Raw genomic sequence first — 13,520 nt, 5'->3', positions numbered from 1 at the left:
ATATTAACATTATTTAAATATTCATTTGTTATGATATTGGTGAAACCAATAAAGGAGCTGATCAAAATGAATATACCGAATTTTAGATTTGATGTATCTGATACTCGTATGATTGTGGCGAATATAGATGAAAAGGAATATCACTTTATTGTTCGTGAACATTCACTTGTAGGAAAGGTTATATCGCTATTCGAAAATGGAAAAGAATATGGTTTGATAGATAAGCAAATCGCCGTTAGGGATAAATTTATTAGATCAGAACTTACTAAGTTGGAGCATTTCAACATTGATATGCTTTATAATTCACCAGGCTGGATATGGGTTGGCATGAATCAATTTGGATTGTATGCAAGAGAGGCTACACCTAACGAAGTAGAAATTTTTATGAGGTTAAAGGAGAATGTAAATTATTTAGACGTATATATAGGTACCACGATGTAAGAGTTATTTTTCGAGGTTATGGGATTTGTTCCCGTAACCTTTTTTTGTTTTGAAAATAAAAATTCACGAGTTATTTTATTTTGATACTAGTCCTCTTTTATAAGGGATAGATCCTAAAAGAGGATTTGAAATTATATAAAGAGAACTTATTAATTATATGAATACTTATAGAAAGAAGATGATAAAAATGAGTAAAGAAGAGCTTGTGAAACAACAATTTGGTAGTAATGCAGAGAAGTATGTGGAAAGTAAAATTCATGCAAAAGGACCGGATTTACAATATGTAGTTCAGCAGGTTGAAACTCGTCATAATACTCGTCTTCTTGATATTGCTACTGGTGGTGGACATGTTGCAAATTTGTTAGCCCCAATGTTTAAAGAGGTAGTCGCTCTTGATTTAACAGAAAAAATGTTAGAAAAAGCAAAAGGTTTTATAGAAGGGAATGGGCATGAAAATGTATCATTTGTAGCAGGAAATGCAGAAAATTTACCATTTGCTGATGAATCCTTTGATACAATTACATGCCGAATTGCAGCACATCACTTTGTTGATCCCTTGCAATTTATTTTTGAAGTAAATCGAACGTTAGAGGATAATGGATTATTTATATTAATTGATAACGTTTCACCAGAAAATAATGAATTTGATACATTTTATAACTTTATCGAAAAGAAGAGAGATCCGAGCCATGAACGAGCTTTGAAAAAAACAGAATGGATTACTTTATTAGAGAAACATGGTTTGCAAATGCAGTCATGTCATACTTTTGACAAGAAGTTCAATTTTGATTGGTGGTGCGATATGATGGATGTTCCTATGCAAAAACGTGTAAAGTTAACAGAGTGTATGATGAAAACATCAAATGAAATGCAGGAATTTTTCAAGATTCAATTTGAAAACAATAAAATAGAATCGTTCTATACTGAAATGGCACTGTTCGTATGTAAAAAAAGTTCAACATTAAAAAGATAAATTTCTTGCAGTCTTTCTGATGTACGATATACTTAGTACAGAGAAAATGAGAATTGAGGAATAGTAATAATGATTCGTGTACGTATTGAGGGAACTGAGGAAGAGATGCTTGAATTTTTAGAAAAAATTCCTGACATTCCTGGGTTTGAAAAAACACATATGAGGGAACCGAGAAAAGGGAATAATCCGAAATATGATTCAAGCAAAAATGTATTAGCGTATATATCGTATAAGAAGATTGAAGTCGCCAATAAATAGGCGGCTTTTTTAATTATCTTCGTTTCACCACCTTGTCTTTTTCGCATAATAATGGTAGTAGATTATTAGAGAGGGGTGAGGAAAGTTAATGAAAAAATAATCTTTTTCGGAGATTTTGGTATTGACGATGCAGTTGCGTTAATTTATGCAAATTAGATATTATAGGTATCGTTGCAGAGTATGGTAACGTGTCGCGGGAAATTGTAACGGAAAATGTTTATTTTTTAGAAAGATACTATGCTACAAAAGTGAAGATTATTGAAGGTGCCAGTAGACCAATGACAGCTGAAGAACCTTTATTTTTCCCTGAAATTCATGGGGATCACGGTTTAGGTCCAATCATTCCACCGAAAATGAGAATTTGTGACAGAGAAAATTTTTGTGAATTGATTAAATTAATTGAGCCTTGTCCAGAAGATATTATTATAGTGGCGACGGGACGATTAACAACACTTGCAACATTATTTTTATTGTACCCCGATTCAATGAATCGAGTATGTTCTTATTATATAATGGGTGGTGCTTTTCTTTTTCCGGGAAACGTTACACCCGTATCGGAAGCTAATTTTTACGGCGATCCAATTGCCGCGAATATCGTGATGAAATACGCGAAGAATGCTACTATATATCCGTTAAATGTAACGCAGCGCGCTCTTATCACCCCTGAAATGGTCGATATTATTGATAAAGAAGGAACAGGACAGGCGAAACTTATTAAGCCAATGATCGATTTTTATTACGAGAACTTTTACAAAAAAGAATATCCAGGTATCGCTGGGAGTCCGATTCACGATTTACTTCCGTTCATTTCATTTATAAATGATGATATTTTTGAATATAAAAAATCAGCAGTTTGGATAAGTACGACAAATGATGTAACGAGAGGTCAAAGTGTTGCTGATTTTAGAAAAATAGCTGAGCCGACGACATTTGATAATCGGCCTGTACAAAGAATTGCTGTTGAATTTAATTATCAAGCTTTTAAAGACGAATTTATGAGAACAATATTAAAGCCAGATTGCCCTTAGTATAAGTAGTTGTATAGATCTAAGCAATCATTTCTTTGCAACTTAGTGCTTCAGTATCTGGTCTCCAATCCAATCGATGTTTTGGGATAGCTGTCCAAACTTTTATACTGCGTCTTCGTATTTCTGATAAATTTAACAATAGTAGGTCAGTGTTATTCAAATGAATCTCCCCATTTCAAAGTTGTTTTATTTTAACTATAATGAATTTTGAGTTGATTATCAAACGTAAGTTCGATACGTGCTGAAATTTTAATTCGAAAAATAAATTCATACGGTTTGAATGGTTAGAGAAATATATGATTTCTTTAAGGACGAATAACTTAAGAAAAATGTAACATAACTAATGGTAAGCAATTGTTTCTGATTATAATTTTTATTGGTCAATTATAAAGGAGGAAATGATATGATTTGGTCTTTAATCGTCGGTGGTATATTAGGATGGTTTGCAAGTTTGATCACTGGGAAGGATGTACCTGGCGGTGTAATCGGTAATATTATTGCAGGTATTGTCGGTTCTTGGCTTGGTACAGCGTTACTTGGTAAATTCGGACCTGTTATAGGCGGATATGCGATTGTTCCGGCTTTAATAGGCGCGATTGTTTTGATTTTCATCGTAAGCTTTATATTCCGTGCAATGCGGAAATGAATACAGGGGACTGTTTACATTTGTAAGCAGTCCCTTTGTATTATGGTGTCTAATCTGTTATGCTACTGTTATACAATCAGGAGGTGTCAGCATTGAAATCATTTACAGTAAATTTCCATCAAGAAGATAATGCAAAGGCAACAACAGTACATAAATTAAGTGAAGAGGACTTCGATAAAGCAACAGAAAAAGGTACTCGTCATCTATTTGATTTAGATACAAACGTTGGTTTCTTCGTATTCTTTGATGCTGAAGATGCAGAAGGAAACGAGCAATACTTAATGTTACAATATGAAGGAGATCATGAAGAACCAAGTGCTTGCTACGGTTTTGATTTGAAATTGTTCTATCAATTTTTAGCACTATACTTAAATGATCTTGAATTCCAAGGTGAAACAAATGAAGAAGAGGAAGAAAATGGTCCAATTCATCATTTAGCACACTTACTTTACCATATCGTTGAAGATGGTAAATCTATCGAAGTATAAAATACATAATTGAAGCTGTCCTTTAATAGGGTAGCTTTTTTAATTATATAAATAGGCAATCTTAATGAAGTTCTGATGGCGACAGGTTGTTTAATTAGATTTCGGAAAAAATTAAACCGGCAAGGAAGATTAATCACTTCCTGCTGGTTTTTTGTATTTAAAGGGGTTTTTGTGACAGTATATTTTAAGTTATAGAAAAAGGAGATAACGAGTAAGGAGAGAAGGTGTATATAAGGAGATGAATAAGATGATTAACAATATAATCCCAAGTATTTTGAAACTTTTGGAAAGATTATGATATGCACCCAGAGGCATTCGAAGAGTATTTTAAGTTTCATTGTCCTAAGACGGAAGAACGTCTTTCTAGTGCGATTGAAAAGTATCCTGCAAAATTAGAAGACATTTGTATTATTTCGGATACAACCGACTCGGCTATTTTTTAGGAACATCATATATAGAGTATATGGTCCATACTTTCGGAGAAACCGAAGCACTTACTTTTTGGAGAAAAAATAATTTGAAGAGTAGTGTAATGGAATGGTTACAAAAGTGAATATGTTGAAGAGGGAGGCTGAAAATGATGAAAGTATATATGAAAGTACTTATATTTTTCCTAACTTTAACGTGTGTAGCGGCTTTAACCGCGTGTAATAACGCTGAGGAAAAGAAACAAACTAATTCAACATCAGAAAATAGTACGGAAAAAAAGAGCGATACGTCAGAAACGGGTAAAAAGAATGAGGACACCGCTTCGAAAAAAGAGAAAGAGTCTGTGGAAAAACCAAAAGGTCAAGATTCGGTAAAACCTTCAATGGAGTCTAATACGAAAAATACAGCGCTTAATCAAAAATCAATTAACCATGTAAAAGATTTATTTGAGCAAGCGAAAGAAGGAAAAGTACCTAATGTTCCATATGCAGCGCATACAGGAGATATTGAAGAAATAGAGAAGGCGTGGGGGAAAGCAGATAAAACTGAGCAAGCAGGAAACGGGATGTATGCAACTTTTACAAGTAAAAATGTGGCATTTGGCTTTAACAAAGGATCGCAAGTATTTGACGTCCGCTCGTATCATTCAGAACTCAAATCGATTACGTTACAAGAAATTGAAAAGGCTTTAGGAAAACCGGCGTCTGTTAAAGTCAACGGTAATGATAAAATATACATTTATAAAGTAAATAATCAGTTTGAGTTGAAATTCGTTATTCCGAAATCGACTGGTAAAGTAGATCATATTTCTGTGTTCTCACCGGAGGATAGTATTAATAAAATGGCAGGTTAAATAAAAGAGCTGTTCCTATAGGGACAGCTCTTTTACTTTGCTTTTTTCTAACGATTGAACAAAAAAAGCTTGAATGATACCGCCGATTATTAATAAGAAGGCACAAATATAAAATAGAGTACTGCCGCTAAATTTGCTTAATATTAGTGCACCTACAAAAGGCCCACAAGTCCTTGAAATGTCCCAATGTATACCGTAAATAGAAAAGTACAATCCACGTCTATGACTTGGAGCCATTTGTGAAACGAATCGTAGTAAATGATTTAAAGCAATACTTTGCCCAATTACTAAAAAGAGTAGTGTTAAGAGTAATGACCATATTGTCGTGGAATAACCGTAGCCAATAGCAGCTAAAGTAAAGCAAGTATAGGAAATAACAATGATTTTAGCCATAGAAAATTGTTCAGACCATTTCACAAGGAAAATTTGGAGAATCACTTCCATGACTGCTTTACAAGTTGAGATAAACACGAGTACAAATAGAAAATTTGGAAATACACTTTCGGCGAATATACGATAATTCGATTCGGTTTGAGCGTAGAAAAAACTAATCGGTAGCGTAGAAACCATGAGCCCAAATACAGCATAATGTTTTGAAATAAATTGTTTTGGCGAATATACTTCTTTCATTTTTTCATTGTTTCTTATAAGCGGGGCAGTTTCAGGAAGCTGCGTCCAAACGAGAATGGCATATAGCGTAAGGGCTACACCTTGTAAAATAAATAAATATTCAGGATGACTATTATAGAAAAAGGCGCCGATTAATGGGCCGATTACAGAGCCAATTGCTCCCATCGTTTGCAGAACCGCAAATATTTCAGCCTGTTGTTCTTCCTTCGTTAAGTCAGCGATTTGAGCGCGCTGTGCCGGAATATATAAAGAGCGGCCAATACCATTTACGACATACAATAAGGCGAAAAAGGCGACCGATTCAGCAAAAACGAACCCGCTTACGGCGAAAGCTTGTAAAACTAATCCGAGTAACATGATTTTCTTACGACCGTATTTATCTGTTACACCTCCAGCGATTAATGTAAACACAATATCAGCGAGAGGCTGCAATCCGAAAAGAAGCATTGTAACGATGACATTACCATTTAACGCTTTATTAACGTGAACGATAAAAATGATAGCTAACATTGCTTCAGTCGTCCGGACTAACAATTCACCGAACAACCGAATGAGGATTGGCCTATTATAACGTTTTAAAAGATGATTCATTTCTAATTCCTCCTTTCTATATTAAAATGATAAGATGGAAGCTACAAATGAAAAAGGGTAGAATGAAAGGGGAAGATTTTTCATCTTTTAGGGGGGCGTTTTATGAGCATTTTGGAGCAATATATGAACCTATGGCTCCAGTATGGAAAAGGGAGAGCAGAGGGGGAGCAATTAGAAATAACAATACAAAATATATCCGAAACATTATTTTGTACAGAGCGGAATAGTAAACTAATCATAAAAAAATTAGAAGAATTACATTGGATTGTGTGGTTTCCTGGCCGAGGAAGAGGGAATCGTTCAAAGTTGTTATTTCAAAAACATCCACTTTTATTAATTTTAGAAAGAGGAAAAGAAATAACGAAACAAGGGGACGTAAAAAGCGGGATCGCTTTTATCGAACGGTATAGCTCGTATTTTCCATCGCTCCAACCACAATTTCAAACTTGGATTGATTCAATATTTGGTTATCAAGTTGAAAGGACGTCTCAAGGGAGAAGAGATGTGCTACGTTTGCAAGTTCAAATGAATCTAGACATTGCATTAGATCCTGTATACGCCACGATGCGTTCGGAATGTCATATGGTCAAACATATATATGACACGTTAGTGTATGTAGACGGAAGTACAAACAATGTAGAGCCACGACTGGCGTTTTATTGGGAATATGATGATCAGAAACATATATGGACCTTTTACTTACGAAAAGGCGTTCAGTTTCATAACAGGAAAGAATTTACCGCTTATGACGTAGTACATACATTTGAACGATTCTTGAAAGCTAAAAATAATCCGCATGCTTGGATGTTACAGCACGTTGAAAGTTTACATATTCTTGATGACTACATTGTGCAGATTCGGTTATCTACAGATAATAAGCTGTTTTTACATGCTTTAAGTGCAGAACAGTGTTCTATTATAAGTGAAGATGGAAAAGGTAATTTAATTGGTACAGGACCGTTTCGGTTATGTGAAAATAATGAGGATGTATTCGTATTAGAAGCACACGATTTTTATTTTCGCGAGCGATCTTTTCTCGATCGAATTGAATTATGGAATGTAGAGCACAGTGTAAATACGTGCGATATTTTAGCGAAAGCACACTATAACAATATAGAAAAGTATCATAAAGAACTAACTAGACTGGAGTCGAATGTAACATACATTACATTAAATACCGCAAAAGAAGGACCTATGCAAAACAAGATGTTTCGGAAAGCTCTATATAAAATCATTCATAGCCATGCGCTTATTGAGGAATTGCAAGGAGCGCGCGGAGAAATAGCAGAAGAATTGGTTCTAACAAAGGATGACACATTACATATAAATGAGGATATATATACGCTTATTAAAGAGAGCTCTTACCGTAATGAAACACTGCGACTATATACATTTACAGAACAAGATCATGTTGAAGACTCATATTGGATACAAAACGAGTGTGCGAAGTATGGCGTCACTATTGAAGTCGTTTTACTTGAAACAAAAGAGTTATTGCAAACAAGTACGATACAAAAGGCTGATATAATGCATGATAGTGCGTCAATTAGTGAGCGTATTGAAGAAAGTTTACTATATATGTTTCTTACAAAAAACAGCTTTATTCATCAGCATTGCAATATAAAATTTGACGAAGTATTACAGCCTTATTTTACAGAAAAACAATTAGAGAAACGGATGACACTGTTACGCGATACTGAGGACACACTGTTGCGTGAAATACATATCATTCCTTTATATCGCAATAAACAGCGAGTAAGTTCACACGAAAAAATACAAAATATAATGATTAATTCACAGGGCTGGATTGATTTTTATGATATATGGTTTAAAGCTTGATATATAAAGGTTCTTACGCATTTTAAAGGTATGCGAAAGAACCTTTTTTGTATGTAAGGCAGGTTTGTTTCACACATTGTTACGCTACTTGTTATAAAAGTCTATTTACAGCGTAACAGTGTTATGTTACATTGTTATCAGAAGGAGTGATATACAGTTGAGTACAGGTTTAATTTCAAAAAAAGATTTATTAGAACTAACTGGTATTTCATACGGACAATTATATAGGTGGAAGAGAAAAAATTTAATACCGGAAGATTGGTTTGTACGGAAGTCAACGTTCACAGGCCAGGAAACATTTTTCCCGAAAGAAAAGATATTAGAACGTATTGATAAAATCCAAACGATGAAAGAGGATTTATCACTTGATGAATTAGCAAATATGTTCTCACCGAGCGTGACAGAAATTCATTTAACAAAAGATGATTTGTTACGTAAGGGTATTGCATCAGAGCCAGTTTTACAATTCTTCATAGAACAAACGAATAAAACAACAGAATTTCAATTTGTAGATATTCTTTATGTGTATATGTTAGAAGAACTACTTCAATCAGGAGACGTTAGTTTAGATGAGGGAAAAATGGTCTTACAAGTATTAAGTGAAAATTACGAAGCGATTAAACATAAGAATTGTGACTTAGTTATTATTCGAAAGTTAGGGATTTCTACATGCTTCTTAGTATCAGGCGTTGAGGATTTAATTTTTGAAAAGGGAACAAAGATTGTTTTACGTGTAGCAATTATGAAATATACCGAAGCGTTAAAAACTAAACTGTTGTAGTGGAGGAGAAATAATGCGTACAGAAAATTTAATTATAAATGGTTACGGTTCATCGAATGGCGGTGACTTTCATAAAGTGCAGCTAAACGGAAAAGGAACTGTTAATGGAAACGTTGAATGCGAGCAATTTGAATGTAATGGTTACGGTGCAGTTACTGGTAATTTGAAAAGTAGTTCTGCAAGAATTAGCGGATCGGGTAAAGTTGATGGTACAGTTATCACAGAAACGATGCGAATCGATGGGAAAGCGACAATTACACAAGATGTAAAGGCGAACAGTTTAAAAATTGCAGGAAAAGGTACGATAGGTGGAAATGTAATCGGTGAAGAATTTAGAATCAATGGTCAAGCGACGATTGATGGTAATTGTGAAGTTGATATTTTTTCTTCAGAAGGGCAATTTACAGTTGGTGGATTATTAAGCGCAGATGAAATTAATATAAATATTCACGGTACATGTAGAGCGAAAGAAATTGGTGGCCAAACCATTAGAGTAAAACATAGATTGAGTGCTTTTAGTAGACTATTTAAAACAGTAATTGGCTTACAGTTAGAAGCAGAATTGTTAGAAGGTGACAATATCGATATTGATTATGCGCACATAAAAACGGTAAGGGGAAACAATGTTACAGTAGGACCGAACTGTGAGATTGAACTTATTGAATATACCGGAGTTCTTACTGTTGATAAAAGTGCAAATGTAAAAGAAATTAAGCAGGTTTAAAGGAAGGGAGAAATGAGTATGGGACATCAACATAGTCTTACTGTAAATGGTTCTGGTAGTTCAGCAGGCGGAGATTATAACAAAGTAAAGATACGCGGCGAAGGAACAATTTCTAATGATATGAGTTGTAATGAATTTAAAACGTATGGCACGAGTGATGTACGCGGTAATATGAAAGTTAAAAACTATATCGTGTATGGGGATAGTGAAGTACAAGGAAACGTAGATGCGGAATGTATAAAAGTATATGGCAATACACAAATGCATGGTGATGCTCATATTGAAAAAACAAAAGTAAGAGGTATGATTGAAGTAAAAGGAAGGTTTTCAGGTGATTTCGTAGATGTGAAAGGTGCTTTAAATGTGAAGGGAGATATTGAAGTAGAAGAATTATCACTAACTGGTGGTCTTGAAAGTGATGGATTACTTAATGCTGAAAATATTGAAATCTCAATTCGTTATGAAGGAAGTAAAGTGAGAGAAATCGGTGGAAAAAAGATTACAGTACGTAAAAAATCGAGATTTATTCCTTTTACAAGTCATGCAGGAAGCCTTCAAACATCAATTATTGAGGGGGATGATATTTATTTAGAACATACAATAGCAGACGTAGTAAGAGGAAATCATGTTATAATTGGCCCTGGCTGTGAAATTAGTGTTGTAGAATATCATACTAGTTTTAACCAAAAAGGGAATTCAGTCGTAAAAGAACATAAACAAATATAAGTAGTATGGGGGAGAGCAAGGCTATGGTTGAGAAGAATAATAAAATCGGCTTCGTTGTTGCCGGTTTATTGCTAGGTATCTTAATGGCATCAATGGATAATACCATTGTCGTAACAGCGATGGGAACGATCGTTGGTGACTTAGGAGGTCTTGAAAACTTTGTATGGGTCGTTTCTGCCTATATGGTCGCAGAAATGGCAGGTATGCCGATTTTCGGTAAACTATCAGATATGTATGGTAGAAAGAGATTCTTTATTTTCGGTTTAATCGTCTTTATGATTGGTTCGGCACTTTGTGGAACTGCTGAAAATATAACACAGTTAGGTATTTATCGTGCCATTCAAGGTATTGGCGGCGGGGCACTAGTGCCGATCGCATTTACTATCGTTTTTGATATTTTCCCTCCAGAAAAGCGTGGGAAAATGGGTGGTTTATTCGGAGCAGTATTTGGTTTATCAAGTATTTTTGGACCATTACTTGGCGCATATATTACGGATTACATTAGTTGGCACTGGGTGTTTTATATTAACTTACCACTTGGCATTTTAGCACTTATTTTTATTACATTATTTTATAAAGAGTCACGAGTTCATAGAGAACAAAAGATTGATTGGTTTGGCGCAATTACTTTAGTTGGTGCAGTAGTTTGTTTAATGTTCGCCTTAGAATTAGGCGGACAAAAGTATGATTGGGATTCTAGCTTTATTTCAAGTTTATTTGCAGGATTCGCTATTTTAGTAATTGCTTTTATTGTTATTGAACGAAAAGTAGCAGAACCAATCATTTCATTTGAGATGTTTAAACAACGTCTGTTTGGAATGAGTACAATTATTGCCTTATGTTATGGGGCGGCATTTATGTCAGCAACTGTGTACATTCCGTTATTTATTCAAGGTGTATACGGTGGTACGGCAACAAACTCAGGATTATTGTTATTACCAATGATGTTAGGATCAGTAGTAACAGCGCAGTTAGGTGGATTTTTAACATCGAAACTTAGCTACCGTAACATTATGATTATTTCTGCTGTAATTATGCTAATCGGATTATTCTTATTAAGTACATTAACGCCAGAAACAAGTCGTATATTATTAACAATTTATATGATTATTATCGGTTTTGGAGTTGGTTTCTCATTCTCTGTACTAAGTATGGCTGCTATTCATAACTTCGGTATGGAGCAACGCGGGTCTGCGACTTCAACGAGTAACTTCATTCGTTCATTAGGTATGACACTTGGTATTACAATCTTCGGAATGATTCAAAGAACTGGTTTCCAGGATCAATTGGAAGAAGCGTTTAAAGGTATGAGCGGGGGAATGAATACAAACGCTTTAGGAGATTCAAGAGCCATTCTATCAGAATCGGCAAGATCCCAAATTCCACCTCAAATATTAGATAAAATTATTGAAGCTCTTTCTAGTTCAATCGTTCAGACATTTATGTGGGCGTTAGTCCCAGCAAGTTTAGCGTTCGTATTCGTTTTCTTTATGGGAAATGAGCGCATGGTATATAAGAAAGAACAAAACAAGGTGAAAAGTGAAACATCAAAAGCGTAAAGAAAAAGCTCCTTTCAATTTCGAAAGGAGCTTTTTCTTATGTACGGAGTCGAATTAGCCTTCGATAATTTCGTATTCTTCGTCTGCTAATAATAAAACTTGTGTTTTCTTACCTTTGTTTTGAACTTCGATTACATCATATGTACCTAAGTCTCTTAGCTTGCTTTGAGAAGCGTTAACCATAACTTCCATCGAATCAATTAAGATATCTTCTTCAATGTATGATTCAGGCAATGCCATATCTTCAGTATCTAATACACATGTATATAGATTTTGTAAGTTTTCAGCAGTTGGATTTTGTTCCTCAACATCAATGATGTTTTTTACTGCTTCCATATTTTCTTCTTTTACTTGGTATACTTTAATTTTAGCCATTGTTTTAATCTCCTTTATAACGTAATCGTAGAGGCTACAACTTATTATAACGCTTTTTCATTGAAAGATGAAATTGTTATATGTATTTATAGTAAAAATTATGTGTTATTACTCATTATTGGTGTAATTCCCTTATTAATCTAATGAGTAGTTAACTATATCCTTACGTTAATATTATATTGTCCAAGCTTTCTTATATTCCGCTCATATTATATGTATTAGATAAAAACATATAGGGAAGGGATGGAAGGTAAGTGGATTGCGAGCCGAAACGAAATTGTCAATGTTGTCAAAATAGCATATGTGAATTTTTACAAAGTCTAGAACCTTTTACTCAGGTTGAAAGTATTGTAATAACTGGAAACGAAATCGATGTATCTTATTTTCTTTTATTTAACAAGATGAAAGGCATTGTATCATTTGTACAAGAAGACAATGAGGTTATATTTGTAGACTGTTCAAAGATTGATGCGATTCGAATAGGAAAAGTGTGTAGTTGTAAAACGAAAGTTAAATTTATTGAAGAGGAATTCAGTTTACTTGGCAATGTTTGTCCACAATGCTTAACTGAGGGAAGTACACTTTTTTTTGATTTTAATAATCCTGACTTAAGTTTATCTTTACAAGCAAAAACGATTGATCCACCTAGATGTATTGAATTTGTAGATGAGCTTGGGAATGAAGTAAAGCAAATTACTATAGTAGGTGAAGCGATTGTTTCTAAAGATTTCGTTCCGGTGCCTGAACTGTTAGATTTTCGATTAATCTTATCGGATACAGCTGGGAAGCCTTTGAAATTCGGATTGCTATTTATTAATTTACTTGATATTACGTGTATCATTCTTTTCGCATCAAGGGGATACCTCAATATAACGAACTGTTTAAAAATAGAGAGTGGAACAGGTAATGTCGAAATAGAAGAGACGAAAAAAATGATTATTAATGACAATAGTAATACGTACGAATCAATTATTAAGTTAACAAAAATATATAAAAATGGTGGGATGGAATCTTATACTTCAAAGAAGGAGTTATAACATATCTATTCCAATAAACCCTTGTGTAGTATGGTGAGGGGGTATTACATAGAGAATATATTAATCGGTTGTATGTATTTTGCATGCTGTTCGTTGTTTATTTATCAATAGAAATTAGTATAAAGTAGTAATAGTATTTCTG

The 13,520-nt window shown here is 34.2% G+C and carries 13 protein-coding genes and 4 pseudogenes; 14 read left to right on the top strand and 3 right to left on the bottom strand.

What is annotated here, in order from left to right; all coding sequences use genetic code 11:
- The first annotated feature begins 66 nt into the window (after positions 1-66).
- The 4 genes and pseudogenes from ACFWDE_RS27600 to ACFWDE_RS27585 all read left to right on the top strand — a co-directional run bounded on the left by ACFWDE_RS27600 (position 67) and on the right by ACFWDE_RS27585 (position 2,700).
- Positions 67-441, top strand: coding sequence for a hypothetical protein (locus ACFWDE_RS27600; protein ID WP_016095638.1), 375 nt, complete (start codon positions 67-69; stop codon positions 439-441).
- Positions 442-628: 187 nt separating this feature from the next.
- Positions 629-1,414 (top strand): class I SAM-dependent methyltransferase, encoded by a 786-nt coding sequence (locus ACFWDE_RS27595; RefSeq protein ID WP_377896021.1) that lies wholly within the window; start codon positions 629-631, stop codon positions 1,412-1,414.
- Between the two features lie 69 nt (positions 1,415-1,483).
- On the top strand, positions 1,484-1,672 hold the full coding sequence (locus ACFWDE_RS27590) for a DUF3970 family protein (RefSeq protein ID WP_377896020.1): 189 nt from the start codon (positions 1,484-1,486) through the stop codon (positions 1,670-1,672).
- Positions 1,673-1,747: 75 nt separating this feature from the next.
- Positions 1,748-2,700, top strand: a pseudogene (locus ACFWDE_RS27585) (nucleoside hydrolase).
- Between the two features lie 25 nt (positions 2,701-2,725).
- Here ACFWDE_RS27585 and ACFWDE_RS27580 read toward each other — a convergent pair.
- Positions 2,726-2,860: pseudogene (locus ACFWDE_RS27580) on the bottom strand (DinB family protein); the annotation flags it as partial.
- 243 nt (positions 2,861-3,103) lie between these two features.
- Here ACFWDE_RS27580 and ACFWDE_RS27575 point away from each other — a divergent pair.
- The 4 genes and pseudogenes from ACFWDE_RS27575 to ACFWDE_RS27560 all read left to right on the top strand — a co-directional run bounded on the left by ACFWDE_RS27575 (position 3,104) and on the right by ACFWDE_RS27560 (position 5,116).
- Entirely contained in the window at positions 3,104-3,346 is a 243-nt protein-coding gene (locus ACFWDE_RS27575; protein WP_002013368.1) for a GlsB/YeaQ/YmgE family stress response membrane protein, read from the top strand.
- 92 nt (positions 3,347-3,438) lie between these two features.
- Complete coding sequence (locus tag ACFWDE_RS27570) at positions 3,439-3,834, top strand: hypothetical protein (RefSeq protein ID WP_002110404.1); 396 nt, start codon at positions 3,439-3,441, stop codon at positions 3,832-3,834.
- Positions 3,835-4,072: 238 nt separating this feature from the next.
- A pseudogene (locus ACFWDE_RS27565) lies at positions 4,073-4,387 on the top strand (hypothetical protein).
- Positions 4,388-4,411: 24 nt separating this feature from the next.
- Complete coding sequence (locus ACFWDE_RS27560) at positions 4,412-5,116, top strand: YjgB family protein (protein WP_377896019.1); 705 nt, start codon at positions 4,412-4,414, stop codon at positions 5,114-5,116.
- Positions 5,117-5,131: 15 nt separating this feature from the next.
- Here ACFWDE_RS27560 and ACFWDE_RS27555 read toward each other — a convergent pair whose 3' ends face one another.
- Positions 5,132-6,337 carry an MDR family MFS transporter gene (locus ACFWDE_RS27555; RefSeq protein ID WP_377896018.1) on the bottom strand — a complete coding sequence of 402 codons (1,206 nt, stop codon included), beginning with the start codon at positions 6,335-6,337 and terminating at the stop codon, positions 5,132-5,134.
- Between the two features lie 62 nt (positions 6,338-6,399).
- Between ACFWDE_RS27555 and ACFWDE_RS27550 the strand changes: the two are divergent.
- The 5 genes and pseudogenes from ACFWDE_RS27550 (at position 6,400) to ACFWDE_RS27530 (ending at position 11,966) form a co-directional block, all read left to right on the top strand.
- Positions 6,400-8,176, top strand: a pseudogene (locus ACFWDE_RS27550) (ABC transporter substrate-binding protein).
- Positions 8,177-8,333: 157 nt separating this feature from the next.
- Complete coding sequence (locus tag ACFWDE_RS27545) at positions 8,334-8,957, top strand: YhbD family protein (protein ID WP_377896017.1); 624 nt, start codon at positions 8,334-8,336, stop codon at positions 8,955-8,957.
- A gap of 13 nt (positions 8,958-8,970) precedes the next feature.
- Positions 8,971-9,681 (top strand): polymer-forming cytoskeletal protein, encoded by a 711-nt coding sequence (locus tag ACFWDE_RS27540; protein WP_377896016.1) that lies wholly within the window; start codon positions 8,971-8,973, stop codon positions 9,679-9,681.
- 18 nt (positions 9,682-9,699) lie between these two features.
- Complete coding sequence (locus tag ACFWDE_RS27535) at positions 9,700-10,407, top strand: cytoplasmic protein (RefSeq protein ID WP_377896015.1); 708 nt, start codon at positions 9,700-9,702, stop codon at positions 10,405-10,407.
- Positions 10,408-10,430: 23 nt separating this feature from the next.
- Complete coding sequence (locus ACFWDE_RS27530) at positions 10,431-11,966, top strand: MDR family MFS transporter (protein ID WP_377896014.1); 1,536 nt, start codon at positions 10,431-10,433, stop codon at positions 11,964-11,966.
- Positions 11,967-12,020: 54 nt separating this feature from the next.
- Here the strand turns inward: ACFWDE_RS27530 and ACFWDE_RS27525 are convergent, their stop codons facing one another.
- A complete protein-coding gene (locus ACFWDE_RS27525; RefSeq protein WP_377896013.1) occupies positions 12,021-12,341 on the bottom strand; it encodes a hypothetical protein in 321 nt (106 codons plus the stop codon).
- 254 nt (positions 12,342-12,595) lie between these two features.
- Here ACFWDE_RS27525 and ACFWDE_RS27520 point away from each other — a divergent pair, with 254 nt between their 5' ends.
- Entirely contained in the window at positions 12,596-13,378 is a 783-nt protein-coding gene (locus ACFWDE_RS27520) for a BC_2878 family exosporium-associated protein (RefSeq protein ID WP_377896012.1), read from the top strand.
- Positions 13,379-13,520: the final 142 nt, after the last annotated feature.

Origin of the sequence: Bacillus sp. NPDC060175 (assembly GCF_042728695.1) — a bacterium.
Classification (GTDB): Bacteria; Bacillota; Bacilli; order Bacillales; family Bacillaceae_G; genus Bacillus_A.
The sequence above is the reverse complement of the archived record's forward strand: the minus strand, read 5'-3'. Positions and strand labels throughout refer to the sequence as shown.